The organism is Bradyrhizobium sp. GW821-FHT12B03, assembly GCF_058807535.1.
The window spans coordinates 102,638-127,279 of record NZ_JBXAQU010000005.1; the positions used below are offsets into that span (position 1 = coordinate 102,638).

Consider the following 24,642-nt stretch of genomic DNA (forward strand, 5'->3'; position numbering starts at 1 on the left):
GAAGGGAGCGGTGGTTTCCCGTGATGCGGAACGTGGCGTTCGCGACGCAGGATGGTGCGTAACGAGACGCGATGTAGCCTTGCGCGCCCAAAACATCGAGAGGCCCGGCAGCTTGACGGCTGCCGGGCCTTTTTTTGCGTTTTGAGGCGATGTGTTTGAAACACTTGCGAAGTCGGCGGCCCCGGGCTTTAAGTTTGCTCTTGCAGGAAATTCGGCGACCATAAGCCGATGTAAGGGAGCGTGATCGATGTCCACCAAGCCTCAATTGCCGGAACGTTCGTCGCGAGGAGCGGGAGGGCCTACGGCGCTCGATGGTCTGCTAGTCGTCGATTTCACGCGGGTGGTTGCTGGGCCGGCCTGCACCCAGACGCTTGCCGATTTCGGCGCGCGTGTCATCAAGATCGAGAACCCGGACGGCGGCGACGACACGCGCGCATATGAACACGCCGAGACCGGCGGAGAGAGCGCCGCTTATCTCAGCCTGAACCGCAATAAGCGCGGTATCGCGCTCGACCTCGCCGTGCCTGAAGCCCGCGAGATCGCGCGGGATCTGATCCGCAAGGCCGACGTGGTCGTCGAGAATTTCTCGAGCGGGGTCATGAAGAAGTTTGGTCTCGATTATGAAGCGGTCGCGCCCCTCAATCCTCGGCTGGTCTATTGCTCGATCTCCGCCTATGGGCGCACCGGGCCGTTCGCTTCGCGACCCGGTTTTGATCCGATCACGCAGGCCGAAAGCGGCTTCATGTCGCTCAACGGATTTGCAGACGGTCCTCCGGTCCGCACCGGTCCGCCCATCGTGGATGTTGCGACGGGAATGACGGCCTGTAACGCTATCCTTCTAGCCCTGCTGGCGCGGGATCGGCTCGGCCGCGGCCAGCATGTCGAAGTGGCCCTGTTCGACATCGCCATGGCGATGACGAGTTTTTACGGCATGGCCTATCTGATCAACGGTGAGAACCCTGGACGGTTCGGCAATTCGCCGAGTGGGTCTCCCACCGTCGGCGTCTACGAGGCGTCCGATGGACTGCTTTACATGGCCTGCGCCAACGACCGGCTTTATCGCCGGCTCGTCGTCGAAGTGATGAACCGGCCCGATCTCATCACCGATCCGCAATTTGCGACTCGCAAGGCGCGTTCCGAGAACAAGGAGCTCTTGCGGGCAGCCATCGCGGAGGTCTTTGCAAGCGACACCCTCGAGAACTGGATGGCGAAGATGAAGCTGGCCAACATTCCGGTCGGCTATCTCCGCACCGTCGAAGAGGGTTTTAACGCACCCGAGGCCCGCGACCGCCATCGCTTGAGCCGGATTCCGCATCCGACGGCGGACTGGGTCCCCAACATTGAGACGCCGATTACCATGAGTCTGACCGGCGCGATTGATCCTGTTGCCGCGCCCCTGTTGGGCGAGCATACCGAGAACGTCTTGCGTGATACGCTGGGTTACGACCAGCGTCGGATCGCGGAGTTCGCCAAGAAGGGGGTCTTTGGATCAGGCAATCCCTCGGTTTGAGCCCGAGTGATCGCCTCCCATGGACGCTGTCGGGGCGAAGAACGGCGCAAGCGCTGCATCGGCTTGATTTGTCGAGGTTCCCGCCGCATAAGTGCGGGAAAGCGAGGGATGCGAATGGCGCCTGGTCAAGAGCCGAGCGTGAGCCAGCCTGTGGGGCCGGAATCCGGCGAACTCGCCTATGCGGCAATGATCGCGAGGGCTCGGGCGCTCCTGCCACGACTGCGAGAGCGGGCAGCCCGAACCGAGGAGCTGCGCTACCTTCCGCCCGAAACCGAACGGGATCTGCACGATGCAGGTCTGTTCCGGATGCTCCAGCCCAAGCGCATCGGCGGTGCTGAGCTCGACTATGTCGCCCTGATTGATTGCGCCGATCTGCTCGGACAAGCAGACGCGTCGGCGGCCTGGAATCTCGCCAATCTGGCGAGCCATCACTGGATGCTCGGCATGTTCGAGCAAGAGGCGCAGGATCTGGTCTGGGGCCGTGATCCGGATACGCTGATTGCATCCTCATTCATCTTTCCTGCGGGCCGGGCCACGAGGGTTGAGGGCGGATACCAATTGCGCGGAAGCTGGCCATTCTCCTCGGGCGTTGCGTCCTGCGAATGGAACATGCTTGCAAGCGTGGTTTCCTCCGATGATGAAGCAGACGGCATCGAGTATCGGATCTTCTTGCTTCCGAAACACGACTACAAGGTGCTCGACACCTGGAATGTTGCGGGGTTGCGCGGTACGGGGTCTTCCGACGTGGAAGTCAGGCAGGCCTTCGTGGCCGATCATATGACCGTCGCCGTCGGTGAGCTTGCCGGCGGCCGGACGCCGGGAAGCAAGGTCAATCCCAATCCGTTGTATGCGCTACCCGTGTTCTCGCTGTTTCCATACGTCTTGTCCGGCGTGGCGCTGGGAAATGCGCAGGCGTGCCTGAACGACTACATCGAGGTCGCCCGTCATCGCATTTCCACCTACAACCGCGCCAAGCTGAGCGATTTCCAAAGCACGCAGATCAAGATCGCGGAAGCCTCGGCCAAAATCGATGCCGCACGCCGGATTATGCGTTCGGCCTGTATCGATGCCATGGAGGATGCACGACGCAGCAACAATCCGGACATGGCGACCAAGACCAGATACCGACGTGACGGTGCTTTCTCGGTCAATCTATGTACTGACGCGGTCTCGATGCTATTTGCCGCGAGCGGGGCGCGCGGCCTGTTCACGACGGGCGTGTTGCAGCGGCAGTTCCGCGATGCGCACGCGATCAACTCGCATCTCGCATTCAATTTCGATGCGGCCGGAACCAATTATGGACGCGTGGCGCTGGGCCTGCCGTCCGAGAATCTCACGCTGTGAGGCCGGCCGATGAATGATCTGCCGAAGCAGCCGGCCGCTCCCGATCCATCCAACGAACTCGCGAGCGACAGCTCGTCGATCGATCCCCGCGACTTTCGCACCGCGCTCGGCACTTACGGAACAGGCGTAACGATCATCACCGCCTCGGCTCCTGACGGCAAGCCCTATGGCATCACCTGCAATTCGTTCGCATCTGTCTCCCTGAATCCTCCGTTGGTCCTGTGGAGCCTGGTCGTCTATTCTTCCAGCCTGACCGTGTTTCAGAACGCGAGTCATTTCACTGTCAACGTGCTGGGCGCTTCCCAGCAGGCGCTTGCGAATAAATTCGCAAAATCGTCGGACGATAAATTTACTGGTGTCGACTGGGCGCCGGGCCTCGGCAACGCGCCGGTACTTGCCGAGAGCGTCGCCAATTTTCAGTGCCGCTCCGTCAATCGCTATTATGGCGGCGACCACGTGATCTTTCTCGGCGCGGTCGAGGCCTATACTTACAATACAAAAGAGCCGCTGCTCTTCGCGCGTGGGACATTTGGCCGGTTCCTGGCCGACGATGAACGCAAGACCTCACCGTAACGCGTTTCAGGCCGCCCCCGATGGGCTCAATGTTCTGCCGCTGAAAGCTTGTAGATCTCCAGCGCGTCCGCATCCGCGCCCCGCGCGGCCTTGGCCAGTCTGAAGAGCTGTCCCGCCAGCGCAGCCATCGGCACCGGCGTCGACGTCGTCTGCGCGACATCGGCAACCGTATCGAGGTCCTTGAGCATCGTGGCGATATGGCCGAGCGGCGGGGTGTGAATGCCCTGAACCATCCGTGGCACGAAGAGCTGAAGCGGGATCGAATCCGCAAATCCGCCCGCGAGCGCTTCGGGTAGCCGATTGGCGTCGATTCCGGCGTTCACGGCAAGGCGCGTTGCTTCTGCGAGAACGGCCATCGCGCATCCCACGATCACCTGATTGCAGAGCTTCGTGGTCTGGCCGGCGCCGGTGGGCCCCATGTGAGTGAACCTGCGGGCCATGGCCAGCACATAAGGCCTCACCCTCGCGATGTCGGTGGCGTCTCCGCCTGCCATGATGGCAAGCGTGCCTTCCTCCGCGCCCTTGGTGCCGCCGGACACCGGAGCGTCAATCCAGCCTGCGCCGTTCGCAGCTTTCAGTCGCGTTGCAAGGTCGCGCGCGGCGTCGGGATGGATTGACGAGAAGTCGACGACGAGCTTCCCGTCGCCGGGGGCGGCCGAAAGACCTTCGGCCCCGAAAATCACCTCTTCCACGGCTGCGGCGTCCGTCACGCACATGAAGACGATGTCCGAATCCGCCAGAATGTCGCGGGGTGTGGCTGCCCGCCTTGCGCCGGCTTCGACGAGCGGAGCGACCTTGCTCTCCGATCGGTTCCAGACACTGACCTGGTGGCCGGCCTTGAGCAGACGCCGGGTCATGGGTGTCCCCATGAGTCCAAGGCCGAGATAACCGAGCCGCTCGACGCCTTGCGGGTTTGCCTTGCTCGTATCAGCCATAGGTTGCCTCCTTCTGTCGCAGCGCGGCCGCCGCTGTACCATACATGGCGTGTCCCGCGGCGACACCGGGCCTGCTCGCATGGCTTGCCTGATTGTTTGAACCATGAAACATTTGGGCCGGTCGGGTTGGGTGGCGCCAGTCGGCGTCGGAGCAACGGAGTGGGCGCGATGCGAACGGTTTCGAGGTGGATGCTGGCCACAGGGGCGCTGGCGGCCATGATTGCGGGCGCAAGCCCGTTGCGGGCACAGCAGACAATCCGCGTCGGCTGGACCATCCCGGCCGAGGAATCCAAATATTGGATGATGCGCCGGCCAGCCGAATTCCCCAATATTGGCAAGACCTACAACATCGAATGGACCCAATTTCAGGGCACGGCGCCGATGACGCAGGCATTGGCGGCAGGCGCACTTGATTGCGCGACGCAGGCGCCGCTGTCGCTCTCCAACGGAGTGGTCGGTGGCAATCTCAAGGCCTATATCGTGGCGCAGCACGTCTTCGAGAAGCCCGGCGGTTTCTCGGTCTACTGGGCTGTCATGGATGACTCGCCGATCAAGACCATTGCCGATCTCAAGGGCAAGACCGTCGGCATTTCCGTGATCGGCGGCGGTACGCAAGGGCCTTTCAACCTGCTCCTGAAGCAGAATGGTGTCGATCCGGCTAAGGATATCAAGTTGGTCGAGGTCGGCTTTGCCGTCTCCGAAGATGCGTTGCGCCAGGGGCGCGTCGACGCGGTCAACATGAACCAGCCGTTTGCCGCGCGCGCGGAAGCCAAGGGCGGCACGAGGAAGCTGTTCTCACTGTCGCAGGCCATGCCGAACATCGTGCACATCCTGGAAGCGTGCCGTGCCGATTTCGTCGACAAGAATCCGGAGCTGGTCAAGGCCTATGTCCGCGACATCACGTCAGGCATGAAGAAGGTGTTGGCGAACCGCGAAGAGACCTTGAAGGTGGTCAATGAAGTCTTGAAAGCGCCTATTCCGGTGCTCGAGACCTATCTGCTCAAGGACAATGATTTTGGTCGCGATCCGGGTGCGGCGCCGAATTTCCCTGCAATCCAGAAGATGCTGGACATCTATGCAGAGACGGGAATGCTGCCGAAGTTGGACGTCGCACAGTTCAAGCACCCGACGATCGTCGCGCCGCTGGAATAGGCGCCGGGCAAATTTATCAGAATAAGAAGATCGCAGCGTCCCGGGTAATCCGGGACGTTGCATGAAGAAGATGCTTGCATGAAGAAATTGCGATCACGGATCACGACAGACGGCCTCGACAGGGCTCCGCATCGCGCTTTCATGCGCGCAATGGGTCTTGGCGACGCCGCGATTGCCAGGCCGATGGTGGGTGTCGTCAGCATGAAGGGCGAGCAGACGCCCTGCAACATGACCCACGACTTCCAGGTGGCCGCGGCCAAGACGGGAATCGAGGAGGCCGGCGGCACGCCGCGCGAATTCTCGACCGTATCAGTCTCCGACGGGATCAGCATGAATCACGAGGGAATGAAGTTCTCTCTCTTTTCACGCGAGCTGATCGCCGACTCGATCGAGGCTGTCGTTCATGGTCTCGCCTATGACGCGCTGATCGGATACGGCGGATGCGACAAGACGCTTCCCGGCGTGATGATGGGCATGATTCGTTGCAACGTGCCGTCCATTTTCATCTACGGGGGCAGCTCGCTGCCGGGGCGCGTGGACGGGCGAACGCTGACAGTGCTCGATTCCTACGAAGCGGTCGGCAGCTTCATGACCGGAGAGATCGACGGTGCCACATTGGAGCGGATCGAGCACGCCTGCCTGCCGACCATCGGTGCGTGTGCCGGCCAGTTTACTGCGAACACCATGGGAATGGTGTCGGAGGCGATGGGGCTCACCATTCCCAACGTCTCGATGGTGCCCGGTATCTACGCCGAGCGCGCGCAGATCTCGCGACGCGCCGGGCGGCTGATCATGGAAATGCTGGAGCGCGGTGGGCCGCTGCCTCGCGACATCGTGACGCGGAAATCACTGGAGAACGGCGCGGCGATCGTCGCCGCTACGGGCGGTTCGACCAACGCCGCGCTGCATCTGCCGGCCATCGCGAACGAGGCCGGCATCGCATTCACGATCGATGATGTCGGTGAGGTCTTTGCCAGGACGCCGCTGATCGGAAACCTGCGGCCCGGGGGCAAATACACGGCGAAGGATGTCTACGATATAGGTGGCGCCGCCGTGGTAATCCGGGAGCTGATTCAAAGCGGTCACATCGATGGTAACTGCATCACCATCACTGGCCGAACGCTTGCCGAAGAATATGGCGCGGCAAACGCGCCGGACGGCGAGGTCGTTTACGCGGCAAGTGCGCCGATCATGCCGGATGGCGGTGTGGCGGTGCTGAAGGGGAACCTCTGTCCGGACGGTGCGGTCATCAAGGTCGCAGGCTTGAAGAGCCAGTACTTCGAGGGTGTCGCGCGCGTTTTCGAAGATGAGGAGGCTTGTGTCGCAGCGGTTCGTGCCCGCAGCTACAAGGCAGGCGAGGTTCTGGTGATCCGCAATGAAGGGCCGGTCGGCGGCCCTGGCATGCGCGAGATGCTCGGTGTCACCGCGCTGATCTACGGGCAGGGCATGGGCGAAAAGGTGGCCCTGATCACCGACGGGCGGTTCTCCGGCGCGACCCGCGGCATGTGCATCGGTTACGTGTCCCCCGAAGCATTCGTTGGCGGTCCGTTGGCCCTCGTTCGCGACGGCGACAGGATCCGGATTGATGCTGCAAACCGGCGGATGGATATGCTGGTCGACGAACAGGAGCTCGCGGCGCGACGACGTGATTGGAAGCCACGCCCGCCGCGTCACCGCGCCGGCGCGCTCGCAAAATATGCGCGACTGGTTGGCCAGGCGCCGGGCGGAGCGGTAACGCATGAGGGGCCGGCAGAATGGCCCTGGTTCGAATGACGCGGCGTACCTGCGCGAGAATGGCCACCTGTCTGGCAAGCTTCTTGCTAAGCTCCTTCCGCTGATGGAGGACATTCGGCAGACAATAATTGCGCGACATTCGTGCGGGTGAAGTGAGAGACGGAATGAAGGTGTTGCCTTCGAGATCGAGCGAATGGGTGAGACCGGTGACGTCACAAAAGCCGGCTTCTGCGATCATCGAGATCGACCGTGTCTCGCAGGTTTTTCAGACCTCGGCGCGCAAGGATCATTTGGCGCTATCGGATATCTCGCTGACGATCGAAGAGGGTGCCTTTGTCTCCATCCTTGGTCCGTCGGGGTGTGGCAAGTCGACACTGCTCTACATCGTCGGGGGCTTCGTCAGCCCGACCAGCGGTGCGGCGAAGATCAAGGGACAGGCGATCACGGGACCAGGTCCCGATCGCGGGCCGGTGTTCCAGGAGTTTGCGCTGTTTCCCTGGAAAACCGTGCTGGGCAATGTGATGTACGGGCCGCGTCAGCAGGGCGTGCGGGCCACTGAGGCTGAAGCGCAGAGCCGGGCGCTGATCGAGATGGTCGGCCTCAAAGGCTATGAGAACTTCTATCCCAAGGAGCTGTCGGGCGGCATGAAGCAGCGCGTGGCGCTGGCCCGAACGCTCGCCTATCGTCCCGAAGTCCTGTTGATGGACGAACCGTTCGGCGCGCTCGACGCTCACACCCGGACACGTTTGCAGAACGATCTCCTGAACATCTGGGAGCGCGACCGCAAGACGGTGCTGTTCGTCACCCATTCGGTGGATGAAGCCGTCTTCCTGTCGGACAAGGTCGTGATGATGTCGAAATCGCCCGGCCGCATCCGGCAGGTGATCGATATCGATCTGCCGCGGCCGCGCCGCCGCAACGAGCTGTTGCTCGATCCGCGCTACCAGAAATACGTCGTCGAAATCGAGCGCATGTTCGACGAGGTCGACGAGACCGGATCGCCGTCATGACGTTGCTGGCTACCTCCGCCAGACGTGCTGCCCCGGTGTTCGCCTGCATCGGGCTGCTGTCGATATGGCAGGTCGCGTCGCTCGCGCTGAAGAATGACAGTTTTCCGACGGCGATCGAGGCGATCCGGGCGATTCCGGATATTCTCGGCGACAAGGAGTCGCTGATCAACATCCTGGCCTCGCTCCGCCGCATGGCAATTGGATTCAGCGTCGCGGTGCTTGTTTCGATTCCTCTCGGCCTGCTGATGGGACGCAGCCGCGCGGTTGCGGCCTTCTTCAATCCGCTTCTGATGGTGATCTACCCGGTGCCGAAGGCGGCCTTGATGCCGATCATCATGCTGTGGCTTGGGGTCGGTGACATCACCAAGACGCTGGTGATCTTTCTCGGCGTCAGCCTTCCCGTGATCTATCACAGCTTCGAAGGCGCCAAGGCTGTCGAAGAGAAGATGCTATGGTCGGGTGCTGCAATGGGGCTCTCGCCGTTGCAACGTTTGGTCCGGATCGTGCTGCCGGCCGCGCTCCCGGAGATTCTGACAGGGTGCCGCACGGGGCTCGTGCTGGCGCTGATTACGATGATCACCAGCGAGATGATCGCCCGCCAATCCGGCGCCGGCAACATCCTGTTCAATGCGCTCGATATGGGGCAATATGACACCGTCTTCGCCATGATCATCATCGTGGGAGCTATGGGAATCTGCCTCGACGCGATCTTCGAGCGGGTCCGCGCACGACTTGTGCGCTGGTCTGAGCCTCAGTTCGACATGCCCCTGAGTTTCTCATGACATCGCGCCTGCTCCCAGCAAACGTCATCCTTGGGCTCGTGCCGATCATGCTGGTGATCGCGCTTTGGCAAGGCCTCGTGTCATTCGGTTTTGCGCCTGCGGTTTTGCTGCCGCCGCCGGGCTTTGTCTTCAGCCGGCTGGTCCAGCAGCTTGTGACCTGGACGTATCAGCAGGAGATCGCGGCGACCCTGATCAGGTTGTTCGCCGGCTTCGCGATTGCGGTCGTGCTCGGCGTCAGTATTGGCATCGCGGCCGCCGCCAGTCCCGCGATCAATGCCGTGGTTCGGCCGATCGTGCGGGTACTCGCGCCACTGCCCAAGGTAGCGCTTTATCCGGCACTGTTGCTGTTGCTCGGTTTCGGCCACGGATCGAAGATTACGTTGGTGGCGGCCGACGCGCTGTTTCCCATTCTTCTATCCACTTACTATGGTGCCTCGACCGTCGAGCAGAAGTTGATCTGGTCGGCCATGGCGGCGGGGACGCCGCGCTATGAGATCCTCTTCAAGGTGGTGCTGCCCGCGGCGATGCCGTCGATCCTGACCGGCTGCCGGATCGGCCTTGTCATTTCCTGCATCGTGGTGTTTCTGGCCGAGATGATCACGTCGACAGACGGCCTGGGCCACGTCCTCGTCACGGCGGCCCGGACATTTCAGGCTGTCGACATGTTCGTGCCGCTGATCACGATCTCGCTGCTCGGGTTGATCCTCAACGGCCTGCTGGGAGCCGTGCGATCGTACCTCTTGCGGGGCTATCCCGAAGCGTGATCTGACGGAACAAGAAACTACAGTACCGGGAGTGAACCATGCTGGCTGATCGCATCGAAGCAAAATGGATCGACGCGTTTTGCGAGATTTTTGAGCGATGCGCGGTCAAGGCGGGTGATACCGCGGCGATCCTCTCGGAAACGCAATCGCGTGCGCTGAATGTGCATCTGGCAGAACTCGCGCTGCTGCGGATGGGCGCGCGGCCATTTCACGTGGTGATGCCGACGCCGCGTAACCGGAATATCGTTCCGGTTCGTTCGACAGGGGCGAGCGAGGCGATCCAGCGGCTTGGTCCGGTGATCAGCGCGCTTCAGCAGGCCGGCTTCGTGGTGGATTGCACTGTCGAGGGCTTGATGCATGCGGTCGAGACGCCCGAGATCCTCAAGGCAGGCGCGCGGATTCTGGTGATATCCAACGAGCATCCCGAGGCGCTGGAGCGGATGGTGCCGGGCCCCGCACTCGAGAAGCGCGTTCGTGCGGCGGCGAAGATGCTCCGCGGGACCAAACGGATGCGGGTCACCTCAAAAGCTGGCACGGCGCTCGACGTGGACATGGTCGGTGCCTCAACGGTTGGCGTGTGGGGCTGGACCGATAAGCCCGGCACGCTGGCGCACTGGCCGGGCGGCATCGTCGTCAGCTTTCCCAAGAGCGGAACGATCAACGGCACGCTGGTGATGGCGCCCGGCGACATCAACCTGACCTTCAAGCGTTACCTGACTTCCCCTGTGAAGATGACGTTGAAGGACGACTATGTCGTCGATCTGGAAGGTGAGGGCACTGATGCCGCAATGATGCGCGCCTATCTTGCGGCCTGGGGCGACCGCGAAGCCTATGCGGTCTCGCATGTCGGTTTCGGCATGAACCCGGCCGCGCGCTATGAAGCGCTGTCGATGTACGACCAGCGCGACACCAATGGCACGGAGATACGTGCCGTCTCCGGCAATTTCCTGTTCTCGACCGGAGCCAACGAATTCGCCGGCCGCTACACGGCGGGCCATTTCGACCTGCCGATGATGGGGACCACCATCGAGCTGGACGGCGTCGCGGTTGTGCGGGAGGGCGTTCTCCAGGACGTCTTCGGCTAGCTGCGGTCGAGTACTGGCGGGCGAGCCAGCTCGAAATGGCGGAGCAGGTCGACCATGGCCTGAAGACGCTTTGCCCGGTAGGCGTCGACATCAAGGCCGGAATAATCGAGGAAGCCGGCGCCCGTGCGCAGACCGATCCGGCCTTCATGCATGTTACGCGAGATGACGTCTGGTGCGCGATAGCGGTCGCTGCCGAGCGCGCCTTCGAGATAGCGGCTCGCGTAGTACAGGATATCGCCACCGCCCCAATCGATGAACTCGAGTAGTCCGAGCACGGCGTAACGGAAGCCGAAGCCATAGCGGATCGCCTTGTCGATTTCCTCGGCGCTGGCGACGCCTTCCTCGACCATGCGTGCGGCCTCGTTCATGGCCAGCGCCTGGATGCGCGGGACGATGAAGCCGGGCGTTGCCGCACAGACCACCGGAACCTTGCCGATACCTTCAAGCAGGGCCTTGACCTCGTCGGTGACGGCGGGATCGGTGGCTTTGCCGGGCGAAATCTCGACGAGCGGGATCAAATAGGCCGGGTTGAGCCAGTGCACGTTGAGGAAGCGGCGAGGGTTCACGATCGCGGCGGAGAGATCGTCGACGAGGATGGTCGACGTGGTCGATGCGATGATCGTGTCCGGCTTCGCTTGTCGCGAGGCCGCCCCCAGCACCTCCCGCTTGAGCTCGACGACTTCGGGGACACCCTCAAAAACCATTCCGGAATCGGCAAGCGCCGCGCCGCTCTGGCTCGCCGCCACCACCGAAACACGCGCGACGAGCGGATCGACATCTGCCGCGGTCAGCAGTCCCAGGTTTGAGAGGCTGGCAAATGTCTTCCTGACTTCGCCGAGCGCGTCCGCTTCAAGCTTGGCGAAGTCCTCGTCGGAGCGAGGCTTGACGTCGATCATCGCGACCCTGTGCCCTGCATAGGCGAACGCGACGGCGATGCCGCGCCCCATGCGGCCGGCCCCGAGACAGGCGATGTTGGCACGACTGGTCATCGATCAGAATCCGTTGCGAAGCAGCGTCTGCAGTTCGGCCTTGCTGAGGCCGCCAAGACCCAGCGTATCGAGCGTTCGGCCGCCTTGGGCAAAATCTTCACCGCAGATCGCGCCTCCGATGGCGAGGAAAGCTTTGGCGAGCGGCGTGGCCACGCCCGCGAGGCCGGCGACGGACGCCAGAAGCGACAGCCCAAGCCGCAAATCCTCGCGCATGTAGCGGTGTTCGGTCAGCACGATGCGCTCGCGCCAGTCGCCGGAATCCGTCAGCCGGTCATGCGAGCCGCGACCATACATCCAGATCTCGCCTTCCTTCGCGTAATGGTGAGCGAGCGGGAAATGCGGCGCGCCGTAGCCGAGCGCCTCGCGTACCGCGATCCGCTCGGCGTCGAGTGCGTCGGTCACCCGGCGGATCGCAGCTTGCGTTCCTTCCTTGTGGATGTCCCATCGCTCGAAATGTTCGATCGGGCCGGCGTTCATCACGATCAGTGGCGGATGGATGACGGGACCTGCATTCATCAGCGCACCGGACAACGCATCTCCGCATGGTTCGATTGCGTCGGGGAAAGCACGTCCAATCACGTCGAGAGCGTGTGACGCCCGATCGAGCGGAAACACGCCAACCGGCAGCCGCTTCGCGCGGATCGTGATCGCGACCTCGAACGGCCCATGCTTGCGGGTGAGCCAGGGCAGCGTGCCGGTCTCGGCAAAGCTCGCCTTGGCCTGGTTCCCCGCATCCTGTGCAGCCTTCGCGAAGATCATCGAGCCGAATGTCGCGGGCGGCAGAAACACGACCTGGCCGTCCCGCAGGTGCGGAGCCAGCAAACGCGCGATATCCGGCTGTGCGAAGGCGGGAGCAGGGCACAGGATCAGTTCGGCACCGCTCACGGCCTCGGCGATGTGGGTCGTCACCAGCGCCAGCTTCACATCGTGACGGCCGGCATGGTCCTTCACCAGGATGCGCGAGCCGTCGGCGCGATGTGCGGCGACCTGATCCGCATCGCGGCGCCAGAGCCGGACTTCATGTCCCGCCAGCGCAAAATCGCCCGCGGCCGCGAAAGAGCCGTTTCCCCCACCCAGAACTGCAATCTTCAAGATGCTTCTCCCCGTGCGCGCGACTGCGCATCAAGCTGCTTCAGCAGGAAATGCTGGACCTTGCCCAGCGCCGTGCGCGGCAGGTCGGTGACGAAGACGATGTCACGCGGAACCTTGTAGCGCGCAAGCTGCGCCTGAAGATGCGCCCTCAGTTCGTCCGCATCGAGTCCGCAGTCTGGCCGACGGATGACATAAGCGATCGGGACTTCATCCCAGCGTGGGTCCGGCCGACCGATCACGGCGCATTCGCTGACATCGGGGTGTTCCAGCAGGACCCGCTCGACCTCGGCCGGGTAGACATTTTCCCCGCCGGAAATGATCAGGTTCTTCTTGCGGTCACGGATCCAGAAATAGCCGTCCGTGTCGCACAGGCCGATATCGCCGGTGCGGTACCAGCCGTCGTGCAGCGCATCGCGTGTGGCGTCCGCATTGCCCCAATATTCGAAGAACACGTTGGGGCCACGCACCGCGATCTCGCCCGGCGTGCCCGCCGGCGCCTCGTTGCCGGCCTGGTCGATCACCTTTGCCTCACAGCACAGGCCGGCAAGTCCGGTCGATCCGGCACGCGAGAGATCGCCGCCGAGGCGCGTGTAGATCGCGATGGGGCAGGTTTCCGTCGAGCCGTAGACCTGCAGCACCGGTACACCGCGCGCGACAAAGCGATCGATCAGGTGCGGCGGTACGATGGTCGAGCCGGTGGCGAGGGCCTTGAGCGATGAGAGATCGGCCGTGGCCCAAGCGGGATGCTCGCTCACGGCCTGGATGATCGCCGGAACCATCACGGTCAGGGTCGGCCGCTCCTGTTCGATGGCCGCGAGCGCCGTATCCGGCGTGAAGCGGGCGTGGATCGTGACGGTCGCGCCAAGCTGGAGCGCCGGCGTGGTCTGGATATTGAGGCCGCCGACGTGAAAGAACGGCAGCACCGTCAGCACATGATCGTCCGACGTCATGTTGTGCATGTGCTGGCTCATGACGCCGTTCCAGAACAGCGCTTCCTGACGCAGCACCGCGCCTTTCGGTCGTCCGGTCGTCCCCGATGTGTACACGATGAGCAGCGGAGACGAGAGATCGGTGTGCGGGTTGCGTCCGTTACCTTCGCTAGACGCAAGCAGACTTTCGAAAGTCGTGCCGCGTGGCGGTGCAAAGTCGAGGCCGATGACCGAGGTTCCCGGCGCTGTCCGTACAAGCTCGGACAGGACTCCCTCAAACGCCTGCTCGAGCACCAGCACCTTGGCACCCGCATCGGTGAGAATGAAGAGCTGTTCGGCGACGGCCAGTCGCCAGTTCAGGGGCACCAGCATCGCCCCGAGCCGCGCACAGGCATAAAGCAGAACCAGATAGTCCGGCCGGTTCAGGCTGAGGATCGCGACGCGATCGCCCCGGCCGACGCCGAACTCCTGCTTCAACGCCGTTGCCGTCCGTGCGATGCGCGCGGCAAACGCCGCGTAGCTCAGCCGCTCCCCCTCGAAGGCGATGGCCGTCTTGTCTGGCGCGAACGCCGCGTTGCGGTCGATCAGGCTACATAGGTCCACCGTCAGTCGTCCGTTTCGCCGGCCTCATACAGCGCCTCGCGGCCGATACGGTCGAGGCACAGCTCGGCGGTCCAGGGCAGCATCAGCGAGCCGCAGCGGCTGTCGCGATAGATCCGCTCCAGCGGGAGCGAGCGAAGCATCGCCTGGCCACCGCAGGTGCGGATCGCGAGCGCGGCGAGCTCATTGGCCCCCTCCATCACCGAATATTGCGCGGCATAGGCGCGCAGCACCTGCTCCTTGCTCGGATTGGCGCACGCCTCTGTGACGGCCTGGAACCAGATCGCCTTGATCTGCTCGAGCTTGATTTGCATCTGCGCGAGCGCGATCTGCTTGGTCGGGTACATCCGCCGCTTGACCGGCGGCATGCCCGGTACCTCGCCGCGCAGATATCGCACGGTGAAATCATAGGCCGCTTGGGCGAGGCCCATATAGGTCGGCGACAGTGTCAGGAACATGTGCGGCCAGCGCATCGCCGCCTGGAAATAGACGCCGCGCGGCATCAGCGCGGAATCCTCCGGCACGAACACGTCCTTGAACAACAGCGTCCGCGACACCGTTCCGCGCATGCCGAGCGGATCCCAATCCCCGACGACGGACACGCCCTGCGACGTCGCGGAAATCGCGAGGTAGAGCGTGTTGCGGCGCGAAGCCTTCCCGCCGTCCTCGATTTCGGTGCAGAGCACGCCGTAATAGTCGGCGTGCCCGGACAGCGAAGCAAAGATCTTCTTGCCGTTGACGATCCAGCCGCCCTCCACCGGCTTTGCCTCCGTACCGAAGGCGACGCCACCCGCGGCCGCCGCACCGCCTTCGGAGAAGGGCTGCGAGTAGATCGCGCCGTCCTCGACGATGCGCTTGTAGTGGACCGTGCGCCGCCGCTCGTGCTCGGCGCGGGTCTCCGCGTCCATGTCGAGATCGTCCGCGAGGGGGCCGGACCACAGGGTGGAGCAGACATGCATGTTCCAGGTCAGCGCGGTCGCGCCGCAATAGCGGCCGATCTCGGCTGCGGCCAACGCATAAGTCTGGTAGTTCGCGCCGAGCCCGCCATGCTTCTTCGGGACGGCGATGCCGAGCAGGCCGACGCGATGCAGGTCGCGATAATTCTCGGTCGGAAAGATCGCCTCGCGATCGTAGGTCGCAGCGCGCCCGGCGAACACGCTCTGGCCGATCTCGCGGGCGCGCGCGATGATGCCGGCCTGTTCGTCGCTCAGACGGAATGCGACCGGATCGAAGATCGGTGCATCCAGCACGACCTTGTCGCTCGCGCCGATCGTCTTGCTGACTTGCATGGTCATCGCGCAGTCACCTGTGCTTTGCAACGACGGTGTCGAGGAACCTGCCGAGCGCCTGATCAAAGGCATCGGGACGTTCGAGGTTCGCGAGATGGCCGACGCCGGCCAGCTCTACATATTGAGCCGAGGGAATGTAGGTCGCCGTCTTCGCCATCATCGGCGCTGGTGCGTTGTTGTCCTTGGAGCCGGACAGCAGCAGCGTCGGCACGGAAATATCCTTGAGCGTGCTGCGCTGGTCGAACCCGATCAAGGCCAGCATCATGGCGCGATAGCTCGCTTCGGGCACGCTTCCCATGCACTCGCGCGCAAGTTCCATTCCCTTCGGATCGGGCTCGTCGCCGACCAGCTCTTTGACCAGCGAAGGCGCCAGCGACTTCATCGTTTCGCCGCGGTCGAGCGGCCCGAGCCGCGCCGCGATGAACGATTTCTGCCAGTCGCCATCGGTCTTGCCGAACGCCGGGCTGGTCTGCGCCAGCACGACCGCGCGCGCCGGTTTCGGCGATTGCACCAGCCATTTCTGGACGATCATGCCGCCGATCGAATGTCCGACCAGGATGGGTTTTGTTGCGCCGAGCTGCTCGATGAATTGCTGGAGCGCATCGGCCAGGGCAGCGATGCTGACGCTGGCAAGCGGCGCCGATCCGCCGTAGCCCGGCATGTCCCATGCGATCGCGCGAAAGCGGTTGCCGAACGTGGCAAGCTGGTGCTGCCAGGCGCGCGCCGCGCCGCCAATGCCATGCAGGAAAATCAAGGGTATTGCGCCGGGATCGCCGGCGGCCTCATAGGCGAAGCGTCCGTCCTTTGTTATCATTGGCGCAGGCTGCGACACGCGACATCCTTTTGCTCGGCCCGGCGATGCTAACAGGCCCATCGGCGATGGGAAGAGATAATTTTATACTTAAAGCAATTTTCGGGCCGTTCTTTCCGTGTGCGACTGCGATCGGCGCTCGTTGCAAAAATTTGAAGGTTAAAATATATCGGAGAAGCGATCAGTCGTTCACAAGGAGCCAGCGCATGTCCGGATTGCCGCATTCGCCGCACGCGCTGGTGACCGGGGGCGGCCGTGGCATCGGTCGCGCGATTGCAGCGTCCCTCGTCGGCGCCGGCGCCACCGTGACGGTGCTCGGCCGGAATGCCGCAACTCTGGACGAAGCGGTCGGCGCGGGAGCTGCGCATTTCGCGGCGGTCGCCGATGTCTCGGACGAAGCCGCGCTGAAAGCAGCCGTCGCGGAGGCGCATGCGCGAAAGCCAATCGACATTCTGATCGCCAACGCCGGCAGTGCTGAGTCCGCGCCGTTCTCCAAATCGGACAGTGCCCTGTTTGCACGCATGATGGACGTCAATTTCATGGGTGTCGTCCACGCCGTCCGCGCCGTACTGCCGGGGATGAAGGATCGCCCCTATGGCCGCATCGTTGCGGTCGCATCGACGGCCGGGCTCAAGGGCTACGCGTATGTCAGCGCTTATGTGGCCGCCAAGCACGCCGTGGTCGGCCTTGTACGCTCGCTTGCCCTCGAGATGGCGAGCAGCAACGTGACTGTGAATGCGGTTTGCCCCGGCTTCACGGACACTGATCTGGTCGCCGGCAGCATCGAAAACATCATGAAGAAGACCGGCAGAAGCCGCGAACAAGCGATCGCCGAACTCGCCAAGCACAATCCGCAAGGGCGGCTGATCTCGCCTCAGGAGGTGGCCGACGCCGTGCTGTGGTTGTGCGGCGAGGGGGCTGGCGCGATCACGGGGCAGGCGATCGCCGTGGCCGGCGGTGAGATCTAGCGGCTCGGAACAAGGAAAAGGACATCGCATGAGCAGACCAGCCAACCCCGTGACCCTGCCGCTCGTTGACTATTCGCCGCAGCATTTTCTGCTGGCCGTGGTCGACGGTGTCGCGACGGTGACGCTCAATCGTCCTGAAAGAAAGAACCCGCTTACCTTCGAGAGCTACCGGGAGCTGACCGACTTCTTCCGCGCCTGCGCTTTCGACGACGCGGTCAAGTCGATCGTCGTCACTGGCGCCGGCGGCAATTTCTCGTCTGGCGGCGACGTGTTCGAGATCATCGGCCCGCTCGTGAAGATGGACACCAAAGGGCTGACGGCTTTCACGCGGATGACGGGAGACCTAGTCAAGGCGATGCGCGCATGCCCGCAGCCGATCGTTGCCGCAGTCGATGGCATCTGCGCCGGCGCCGGTGCGATCATCGCGATGGCATCGGACATGCGCCTCGTAGCGAGCGGCGCCAAGGTCGCGTTCCTGTTCAACAAGGTGGGCCTTGCCGGCTGCGACATGGGCGCCTGCGCGATCCTGCCGCGGATCATCGGCCAGTCCCGCGCCTCCGAGCTGCTCTACACCGGCCGGTTCATGACCGCGGAGGAGGGCGAACGCTGGGGCTTCTTCAGCCGCATCGTCACGCCCGAGCAGGTGCTGCCCCAGGCGCAATTGCTGGCAAAGCAGATCGCCGAAGGGCCGACCTTCGCCAACACCATGACCAAGCGGATGCTGGCGATGGAATGGGCGATGTCGGTCGAGGAGGCGATCGAGGCGGAGGCCGTTGCTCAGGCCCTGTGCATGACCACCGCGGATTTCGAGCGTGCCTTCCAGGCCTTTGCCAACAAGGTCAAGCCGGTCTTCAGGGGCGACTGAGGCAGCTGCTTTGACCCATGGTAAAGCCGGCAATGGGGGCTTGCGCGAAATTGGGAGCTGACAATTAAGGCTAAGCCCAAGACCCGGGCCGAGCTCAAGGCGGAGGCGACAAAGCCGCTTGCGGCGGAGTGACCGCCCATGCGACGTTAACCGCATTGCCTGGCGTATTTCGAGTGGAGTTGAAGGCGATGAGGGCGATTATCGTCGGTGGCGGTATCGGTGGTCTCACCACGGCGTTGATGCTGCGCTCGCGCGGCATCGCTTGCGAGATTTTCGAGCAGGCCGATACCATCCGCGAGCTTGGCGTCGGCATCAACACGCTGCCGCACGCCATGCGCGAGCTTGCCGGCCTCGGCCTGTTGCAAAAGCTCGACGACGTCGCGATCCGCACCGACCAGCTCTACTACCTCAACCGCCATGGCCAGGAGGTTTGGCGCGAAGCCCGCGGCATCGACGCGGGGCACGACGTCCCGCAATTCTCGATCCACCGCGGCCGCCTTCAGGGCGTCATCCATCGTGCCGTCGAGGAGCGGCTCGGGGGCGAAGCAATCCACACCGGCTGCCGCCTTGGTGCGTTCACGCAGGACGAAGGCGGCGTTACGGCCTACTTCTTCGATCGGTCAGGGGCGCACGTCCACACCGCGCGCGGCGATATCCTGATCGGTGCCGACGGTATCCATTCGCGGGTGCGCGACACGCTATTCCCGAACGAGGGACCGCCGTGCTGGAACGGCCTGATGCTGTGGCGCGGCGCGCGCGACTGGCCGCTGTTTCTCACCGGCAAGTCCATGATCGTGGCCGGTGGGCTCAACGCCAAGGTCGTGATCTATCCGATCGCGGAGGGCTCAAGCCCGGCAAGCCGTCTGACGAACTGGGCGGTGCTGGTCAAAGTGGGCGAAGGCAATGCGCCGCCGCCGCGCAAAGAGGACTGGTCGCGGCCGGGCCGGCGCGAGGAGCTGATGCCGCACGTTGCGCGCTTCTCGGTGCCTTATATCGATGTGAAGAGCTTGATCGGGGCAACGCCCGAATTCTACGAATATCCGACCTGCGACCGCGATCCCTTGCCCTATTGGTCGTCAGGACGCGTCACGTTGCTCGGCGATGCCGCGCATCCCATGTATCCGGTCGGCTCGAATGGCGCCTCGCAGGCGATTCTCGACGCACGCTGCCTTGCCGATGCGCTGGTTCGCGCCGAGCATCCACGTCAGGCGCTCGTCGAATATGAGAAGAAGCGCCTGCCGATGACGGCTGACATCGTTCGCTCCAACCGGCGCGGCGGCCCCGAAGGGGTCATCGACGCCGTCGAGCAGCTTGCCCCCGACGGCTTCGACAATGTCGACAATGTGCTCAGCTATTCGCAGCGTGAGGCGATCGTGCGCGGCTATGCCACCAAGGCCGGCTTCGCTGCGGTGCCGGGACTGGCGGCAGTGCGCGCTTAAAACCCGCCGCTAGCCGCCGGGCGGCGGCGGCAGGAAGTGGATGTTGAACTCGGCGGCCATCGCCACCACGTCCTCCGGTTTCTGCTCCTTCATGTTGTGAAGGCCCCAGAACAGGTCGAACAGCTTGCGCGTCGGCGACACCCAGAACAGCACTTTTGCAGTCTGCTCCGACTTGTTGAAGATGCCGTGCGGCACGCCCATGCCGAGCCGGATCAGGTCGCCCGGGGTCGCCTGGGCCTCGGAATTGCCGAGCACGAAGTCGAGCTTGCCTTCCAGCATGTAGAGATACTCGTCCTGGTCGGGATGAATGTGCGGCGGCACGAACGTGCCTGGCGGCAGCGTCGCGTGCCAGGAGAAGCTGTGCTCGGTGTTGCTCTTCGGCACATAGGTCTGGCCGAGGATGTTCCAGGAAATACCCTGGATGCCCTCATTGGCCCGCGTGATGCCGGTGATTTCGCTCTTCATTGCAGTCCTCCCTTTACGCGACGCGCGGTCTTAGTTCGCCGCCTTGCAGTCCTTGGCATAACGGTCGCCGTAATTCTCAAACACCTTCTGGACGATCTCGGTCTGGAACTTGCCGTCCGGGCGCTTGGCGACCTTGGTCAGGTAGAAGTCCTGGATCGGATAGCCGTTGGTGTTGAACTTGAAGGCGCCGCGCAGCGAGGTGAAGTCGGCCTTCTTCAGCGCGGCCGCGACGGCGTCTTTGTTCGAGAGATCGCCCTTCACCCCCTTGACCGCGCTGTCGATCAGCATCGCGGCGTCATAGGCCTGGAAGGCGTAGGTACCGGGCACGCCGTTATAAGCGGCCTCGTAGGCGGCAACGAACTTCTTGTTCTGGGGATTGTCGAGATTGGGGGCCCAATTCGCTCCGCCGAACATGCCGACGGCTGCGTCCTGCTGCGCCGGCAAGGTCGATTCATCCACAGTGAAAGCCGAGAGCACCGGAATGCTGTCGGCAAGGCCCGCCTGCCGATACTGCTTGACGAGATTGACGCCGAGGCCGCCCGGCATGAACGTGAACAGCGCGTCGGGCTTCTGCGAGGAGATCTTGGACAGCTCCGGCTGGAAGTCCAGCGTGTTCAGCGGCATGTAGGATTCCTCGACAATCTCGCCCTTGTAGTCGAGCTTGAAGCCGGCGACCGAATCCTTGCCGGCCTGATAGTTCGGCACCATCAGGTACATGCGCTTGTAGCCCCGATCCTGCGCGACCTTGCCGAGGATCTCGTGGACCTGGTCGTTCTGATAGGACGTCACATAGAAGAACGGGTTGCAGTCCTTGCCCGCAAAGGTCGACGGGCCGGCATTGGGGCTGATCAGGAAGGTCTTCGATTCCGTGACGGGCCGGTGAATGGCTTGCAGGATGTTGGAGAAGATCGGGCCGACCACGAAATCGACCTTGTCGCGCTCCAGAAGGCCCTTGGCCTTGGTCACTGCCGCGTCCGGCTTCAACTCGTCGTCGACAACGACCACCTCGACGTCGCGTCCGCCCATCTTGCCGCCGAGATCCTTCACGCCAAGCGCAAAGCCATCGCGCACCTGCTGGCCGAGCGCAGCGGCAGGGCCCGACAAGGTCACGATCACACCCAGCTTGATCTTCTCCTGAGCGAGGGCAGGGTTCGCCGCGGCGCCGAGCAGCAAGGCGGTCGCGGCCAAGGTCAATTGCGTCTTCATGATCTGTCCCTCGTGACATCAGGGCTTGCGTGGCAAGCCGCATACTCCGATCCAAGCTTATGCCGATGATGGCTGCCGCGGCAAGCAAGGCTCAAGGCGCCGCCATCCCGCGGAGCAGGAAGCATGCAAGCAGCGCGCCAATTATTTGAAGCCTAAAGAAATTGCCGTGCGGTCGATTGCTGCAGCTTTGGACTTGCGGCTGGCTTCAATTTATTTGAAGCTCAAAACGTTGGGAATCCGTGCCGGCGCCAATGCCTGCCGTCAGTGACTGCACCAGATGCTTGATTCCGAGACCAAGGCTGCCGAAACGCCGGAGGACCACGCCGAAGAGCTTCGGCTGTGGTTGCGGTTGCTCACCTGCACGACCCTGATCGAGGGCGAAGTCCGCGGCCGCCTGCGGCAGCGGTTCGACGTCACGCTGCCCCGTTTCGATCTGATGGCACAGCTCGACAAAGCTCCTGACGGCATGACGCTGTCCGACGTCTCCAAGCGCATGATGGTGTCGAACGGCAATGTCACCGGCCTCGTCGAGCGTCTGGTGGAATCCGGCCATCTCGACCGCCGCACCTCGGAGACGGACCGCCGCGTCCAGGTGATCCGCCTCACAAAGCTCGGGCGCGCCGAATTTCGCAGGATGGCTACGGAACACGAGACCTGGATCGCCGATCTGTTCGCCGAACTGACGCCGAAGGATGTGCGCGAATTGATGCGCCTCCTCGCCAAGACCAAGGCGTCGGCGCAGAAATCGGCCGCGCGCCGCCGGCCTTAAGTCCGCGGGCGGGGCAGTCCGACAATCCACTTTGCCACCGGAAAATGCATGGGATGCCCAAAATCCGCTATTGCGCCGAATTGTTTTAAGCCTAAAATGTTTCCCCAGTTAGTGCTGCCGGGTGCTTTCCATGCGCAAAGGAGCGTGCGATGGCCAACGCCGCCAAGGTTCAAATGTCGGGCTCGTCTGACGGCAATGCTGCGACGGCCCATGTCGATACGTTCGCACGGCAACATCTGCCGCCGCGCGAGCTCTGGCCCGAATTCATCTTCACGCGGCCGGAGCTACACTACCCACCGCGATTGAACTGCGTCAGCTATTTCCTCGATCGCTGGGTCGAAGAGGGCCGCGGCGACGCGCCGTGCGTCATCAATCCCGTCGTCAGCCATACCTACCGCGAGCTGCAGTCGCTCGTGAATCGCATCGCCAATGTTCTGGTCGGCAAGCTTGGTCTTGTGACCGGCGGGCGCGTGCTGCTGCGCTCTGCCAACAATCCGATGATGGTCGCAACCTATCTTGCGGTGATCAAGGCCGGGGGCATTTGCGTCGCGACCATGCCGCTGTTGCGCGCCAAGGAGCTGTCCTATCCGATCCAGAAGGCGGAGATCACGCTGGCCCTCTGCGACGGAAAGCTCGCCGACGAGATGGAGAAGGCGAAAGCCGCCGCGCCCGGTCTCAAGCAGGTCGTCTATTGGGGCAATGGCGCGGCGGACTCGCTCGAGGCGCTGATCGCCGACGCAAGCCCGGAGTTCAAGGCGGTCGACACCGCCTCCGACGACATCTGCCTGATCGCCTTCACGTCGGGGACAACAGGCGATCCCAAGGGCACCATGCATTTCCACCGCGACATGCTGGCCGTCTGCGACGGCTACGCGCGCAACATCTTGCGCGCCGAGCAGAAGGATCGTTTCGTGGGCTCCGCACCGCTCGCCTTCACGTTCGGCTTCGGCGGCGTGCTGTTCCCGATGCATATCGGCGCCTCCTTCGTCGTGCTGGAGAAGACGACGCCGGACGATATTCTGAACGCGATCGAGCAGTACAAGACCACGGTCTGCTTCACGGCGCCGACGGCGTATCGCGCCATGATCGGCAAGCTTCCGGGCCGCGACATTTCCTCGCTTCGGAAGTGCGTCTCCGCCGGCGAGACATTGCCCAGGCCGACATTCGATGCCTGGCTCAAGGCGACCGGCATCAAGCTGATGGACGGCATCGGCTCGACCGAGATGCTGCACATCTTCATCAGCGCAACCGAGGACGAGATCCGCCCGGGCGCGACCGGCAAGCCGGTGCCGGGCTATGAGGCGAAGATCGTCGATGACGCCGGCGACGACGTGCCGCCGGGTACGATGGGACGTCTCGCCGTGCGAGGACCGACCGGGTGCCGTTATCTCGCGGACGAGCGGCAGCGCAAGTACGTCCAGGATGGCTGGAACATCACCGGCGACACCTATCTGATGGATAGCGACGGCTATTTCTGGTACCAGTCGCGCTCCGACGACATGATCGTGTCGGCCGGCTATAACATCGCCGGCACGGATGTCGAGGCGGCGCTGCTGACGCATCCCTCCGTCGTCGAGTGCGGTGTGGTTGGCGCACCGGACGAGGCGCGTGGAATGATCGTGAAGGCTTATGTCATTGCAGCGCCCGGCGTGACCGCGGATGCTCAACTTGCCGCCGAGTTGCAGGAATATGTCAAGCGCGAGATCGCGCCGTACAAATATCCGCGCGCGATCGAGTTCGTGACGCAGCTGCCGAAGACCGAGACCGGCAAGTTGAAGCGTTTTGCCCTGCGGCAACTGGCGCAGGCTGCGGCGACGTCGTCGGGCGTGGCGGCAGAATGAGAGAAGGACCGGGAATTGTCAGTGACGACGCCGAAAGGCCCGCAGCTCACGATGCTGTCGACCGCCGACGAGAATGACACGCGTTCGGTGGCGCAAATCCTCCAGCCGTCCGGCTGGCCGGTGCCGAAGGGCTATGCCAACGGCATCGCGGCCGAAGGGCGGATCGTCGTCACCGGCGGTGTGATCGGTTGGGACGTTGAAGAGCGGCTCGCGGACGGCTTTGTCGCGCAGGTCCACCAGACCCTGAGCAACATTGCCGCCATCCTGACTGAGGCCGGCGCACGCCCCGAGCACCTCGTGCGACTGACCTGGTACGTCGTCGACATGGACGAGTACCTCGCCAATCTGAAGGAGCTCGGCAAGACCTATCGCGCCATCTTCGGTGCACACTATCCGGCGATGGCGCTGGTTCAGGTGGTGCGGCTCGTCGAGAAGGCGGCGCGCGTCGAGATCGAGGCCACCGCCGTGATTCCTCGCTGAGCCGCCTTTG

24 protein-coding genes are annotated in these 24,642 nt (G+C 63.3%); 16 read left to right on the forward strand and 8 right to left on the reverse strand.

The features are described 5' to 3' along the window. Nucleotides 1-247: 247 nt before the first annotated feature. The 3 genes from AC1RUR_RS12095 (at nucleotide 248) to AC1RUR_RS12105 (ending at nucleotide 3,427) form a co-directional block, all read left to right on the forward strand. A complete protein-coding gene (locus tag AC1RUR_RS12095) occupies nucleotides 248-1,510 on the forward strand; it encodes a CaiB/BaiF CoA transferase family protein (RefSeq protein ID WP_492844135.1) in 1,263 nt (420 codons plus the stop codon). Nucleotides 1,511-1,624: 114 nt separating this feature from the next. Further along, the gene (locus tag AC1RUR_RS12100; RefSeq protein ID WP_492844137.1) at nucleotides 1,625-2,854 is read left to right on the forward strand and encodes an acyl-CoA dehydrogenase family protein; all 1,230 of its coding nucleotides are present in this window, start codon (nucleotides 1,625-1,627) and stop codon (nucleotides 2,852-2,854) included. 9 nt (nucleotides 2,855-2,863) lie between these two features. Further along, complete coding sequence (locus tag AC1RUR_RS12105; RefSeq protein WP_492844138.1) at nucleotides 2,864-3,427, forward strand: flavin reductase family protein; 564 nt, start codon at nucleotides 2,864-2,866, stop codon at nucleotides 3,425-3,427. A gap of 26 nt (nucleotides 3,428-3,453) precedes the next feature. Here AC1RUR_RS12105 and AC1RUR_RS12110 read toward each other — a convergent pair whose 3' ends face one another. Further along, a complete protein-coding gene (locus tag AC1RUR_RS12110) occupies nucleotides 3,454-4,362 on the reverse strand; it encodes an NAD(P)-dependent oxidoreductase (RefSeq protein ID WP_492844631.1) in 909 nt (302 codons plus the stop codon). Nucleotides 4,363-4,530: 168 nt separating this feature from the next. On the opposite strand from AC1RUR_RS12110, the gene AC1RUR_RS12115 reads away from it, so the two are divergent. The 6 genes from AC1RUR_RS12115 (at nucleotide 4,531) to AC1RUR_RS12140 (ending at nucleotide 10,889) form a co-directional block, all read left to right on the forward strand. Further along, complete coding sequence (locus AC1RUR_RS12115) at nucleotides 4,531-5,514, forward strand: ABC transporter substrate-binding protein (protein WP_492844633.1); 984 nt, start codon at nucleotides 4,531-4,533, stop codon at nucleotides 5,512-5,514. Between the two features lie 78 nt (nucleotides 5,515-5,592). Continuing rightward, nucleotides 5,593-7,287 carry a dihydroxy-acid dehydratase gene (ilvD, locus tag AC1RUR_RS12120; RefSeq protein WP_492844635.1) on the forward strand — a complete coding sequence of 565 codons (1,695 nt, stop codon included), beginning with the start codon at nucleotides 5,593-5,595 and terminating at the stop codon, nucleotides 7,285-7,287. Nucleotides 7,288-7,412: 125 nt separating this feature from the next. Further along, nucleotides 7,413-8,258, forward strand: a complete 846-nt coding sequence (locus AC1RUR_RS12125) for an ABC transporter ATP-binding protein (RefSeq protein WP_492844140.1) — start codon at nucleotides 7,413-7,415, stop codon at nucleotides 8,256-8,258. Then, the gene (locus tag AC1RUR_RS12130) at nucleotides 8,255-9,040 is read left to right on the forward strand and encodes an ABC transporter permease (RefSeq protein ID WP_492844142.1); all 786 of its coding nucleotides are present in this window, start codon (nucleotides 8,255-8,257) and stop codon (nucleotides 9,038-9,040) included. The genes AC1RUR_RS12125 and AC1RUR_RS12130 overlap by 4 nt, the downstream gene beginning before the upstream one ends. Continuing rightward, the gene (locus tag AC1RUR_RS12135; RefSeq protein WP_492844144.1) at nucleotides 9,037-9,804 is read left to right on the forward strand and encodes an ABC transporter permease; all 768 of its coding nucleotides are present in this window, start codon (nucleotides 9,037-9,039) and stop codon (nucleotides 9,802-9,804) included. The genes AC1RUR_RS12130 and AC1RUR_RS12135 overlap by 4 nt, the downstream gene beginning before the upstream one ends. Before the next feature lie 38 nt (nucleotides 9,805-9,842). Then, nucleotides 9,843-10,889, forward strand: coding sequence for a 2,5-dihydroxypyridine 5,6-dioxygenase NicX family protein (locus AC1RUR_RS12140; RefSeq protein ID WP_492844146.1), 1,047 nt, complete (start codon nucleotides 9,843-9,845; stop codon nucleotides 10,887-10,889). On the opposite strand, the gene AC1RUR_RS12145 is transcribed toward AC1RUR_RS12140, so the two are convergent. From AC1RUR_RS12145 to AC1RUR_RS12165, 5 genes are read right to left on the reverse strand one after another with little or no spacing between them, the layout of a single operon-like run. Further along, nucleotides 10,886-11,878, reverse strand: coding sequence for a 3-hydroxybutyryl-CoA dehydrogenase (locus AC1RUR_RS12145; RefSeq protein WP_492844148.1), 993 nt, complete (start codon nucleotides 11,876-11,878; stop codon nucleotides 10,886-10,888). The genes AC1RUR_RS12140 and AC1RUR_RS12145 overlap by 4 nt on opposite strands. A 3-nt stretch (nucleotides 11,879-11,881) precedes the next feature. Continuing rightward, nucleotides 11,882-12,970 (reverse strand): NAD/NADP octopine/nopaline dehydrogenase family protein, encoded by a 1,089-nt coding sequence (locus tag AC1RUR_RS12150; protein ID WP_492844150.1) that lies wholly within the window; start codon nucleotides 12,968-12,970, stop codon nucleotides 11,882-11,884. Continuing rightward, the gene (locus AC1RUR_RS12155) at nucleotides 12,967-14,502 is read right to left on the reverse strand and encodes a class I adenylate-forming enzyme family protein (protein WP_492844152.1); all 1,536 of its coding nucleotides are present in this window, start codon (nucleotides 14,500-14,502) and stop codon (nucleotides 12,967-12,969) included. Before AC1RUR_RS12155 ends, AC1RUR_RS12150 begins: the two co-directional genes overlap by 4 nt. A 2-nt stretch (nucleotides 14,503-14,504) precedes the next feature. Then, nucleotides 14,505-15,794 (reverse strand): acyl-CoA dehydrogenase family protein, encoded by a 1,290-nt coding sequence (locus tag AC1RUR_RS12160; protein WP_492844154.1) that lies wholly within the window; start codon nucleotides 15,792-15,794, stop codon nucleotides 14,505-14,507. Between the two features lie 7 nt (nucleotides 15,795-15,801). Beyond that, nucleotides 15,802-16,620 (reverse strand): alpha/beta fold hydrolase, encoded by an 819-nt coding sequence (locus AC1RUR_RS12165; RefSeq protein ID WP_492844156.1) that lies wholly within the window; start codon nucleotides 16,618-16,620, stop codon nucleotides 15,802-15,804. A 185-nt stretch (nucleotides 16,621-16,805) separates the two neighbouring features. Here AC1RUR_RS12165 and AC1RUR_RS12170 point away from each other — a divergent pair, with 185 nt between their 5' ends. The 3 genes from AC1RUR_RS12170 to AC1RUR_RS12180 all read left to right on the forward strand — a co-directional run bounded on the left by AC1RUR_RS12170 (nucleotide 16,806) and on the right by AC1RUR_RS12180 (nucleotide 19,871). After that, a complete protein-coding gene (locus tag AC1RUR_RS12170) occupies nucleotides 16,806-17,567 on the forward strand; it encodes an SDR family NAD(P)-dependent oxidoreductase (RefSeq protein WP_492844158.1) in 762 nt (253 codons plus the stop codon). A 28-nt stretch (nucleotides 17,568-17,595) separates the two neighbouring features. Next, a complete protein-coding gene (locus AC1RUR_RS12175) occupies nucleotides 17,596-18,432 on the forward strand; it encodes an enoyl-CoA hydratase family protein (RefSeq protein WP_492844161.1) in 837 nt (278 codons plus the stop codon). A 188-nt stretch (nucleotides 18,433-18,620) separates the two neighbouring features. After that, complete coding sequence (locus AC1RUR_RS12180) at nucleotides 18,621-19,871, forward strand: flavin-dependent oxidoreductase (RefSeq protein ID WP_492844162.1); 1,251 nt, start codon at nucleotides 18,621-18,623, stop codon at nucleotides 19,869-19,871. Between the two features lie 9 nt (nucleotides 19,872-19,880). Here the strand turns inward: AC1RUR_RS12180 and AC1RUR_RS12185 are convergent, their stop codons facing one another. Then, nucleotides 19,881-20,336 carry a cupin domain-containing protein gene (locus AC1RUR_RS12185; RefSeq protein WP_492844164.1) on the reverse strand — a complete coding sequence of 152 codons (456 nt, stop codon included), beginning with the start codon at nucleotides 20,334-20,336 and terminating at the stop codon, nucleotides 19,881-19,883. 30 nt (nucleotides 20,337-20,366) lie between these two features. Next, nucleotides 20,367-21,542: an ABC transporter substrate-binding protein gene (locus tag AC1RUR_RS12190; RefSeq protein WP_492844166.1), complete on the reverse strand. Its 1,176-nt coding sequence runs from the start codon at nucleotides 21,540-21,542 to the stop codon at nucleotides 20,367-20,369. 25 nt (nucleotides 21,543-21,567) lie between these two features. Between AC1RUR_RS12190 and AC1RUR_RS12195 the strand changes: the two genes are divergently transcribed. The 4 genes from AC1RUR_RS12195 to AC1RUR_RS12210 all read left to right on the forward strand — a co-directional run bounded on the left by AC1RUR_RS12195 (nucleotide 21,568) and on the right by AC1RUR_RS12210 (nucleotide 24,632). Continuing rightward, nucleotides 21,568-21,810 carry a hypothetical protein gene (locus tag AC1RUR_RS12195; RefSeq protein WP_492844168.1) on the forward strand — a complete coding sequence of 81 codons (243 nt, stop codon included), beginning with the start codon at nucleotides 21,568-21,570 and terminating at the stop codon, nucleotides 21,808-21,810. 9 nt (nucleotides 21,811-21,819) lie between these two features. Next, nucleotides 21,820-22,311 carry a MarR family winged helix-turn-helix transcriptional regulator gene (locus tag AC1RUR_RS12200; RefSeq protein WP_492844170.1) on the forward strand — a complete coding sequence of 164 codons (492 nt, stop codon included), beginning with the start codon at nucleotides 21,820-21,822 and terminating at the stop codon, nucleotides 22,309-22,311. Between the two features lie 149 nt (nucleotides 22,312-22,460). Then, complete coding sequence (locus AC1RUR_RS12205; RefSeq protein ID WP_492844172.1) at nucleotides 22,461-24,152, forward strand: benzoate-CoA ligase family protein; 1,692 nt, start codon at nucleotides 22,461-22,463, stop codon at nucleotides 24,150-24,152. A 21-nt stretch (nucleotides 24,153-24,173) separates the two neighbouring features. Further along, a complete protein-coding gene (locus tag AC1RUR_RS12210; RefSeq protein WP_492844174.1) occupies nucleotides 24,174-24,632 on the forward strand; it encodes a RidA family protein in 459 nt (152 codons plus the stop codon). The last annotated feature ends 10 nt before the right edge of the window (nucleotides 24,633-24,642 follow it).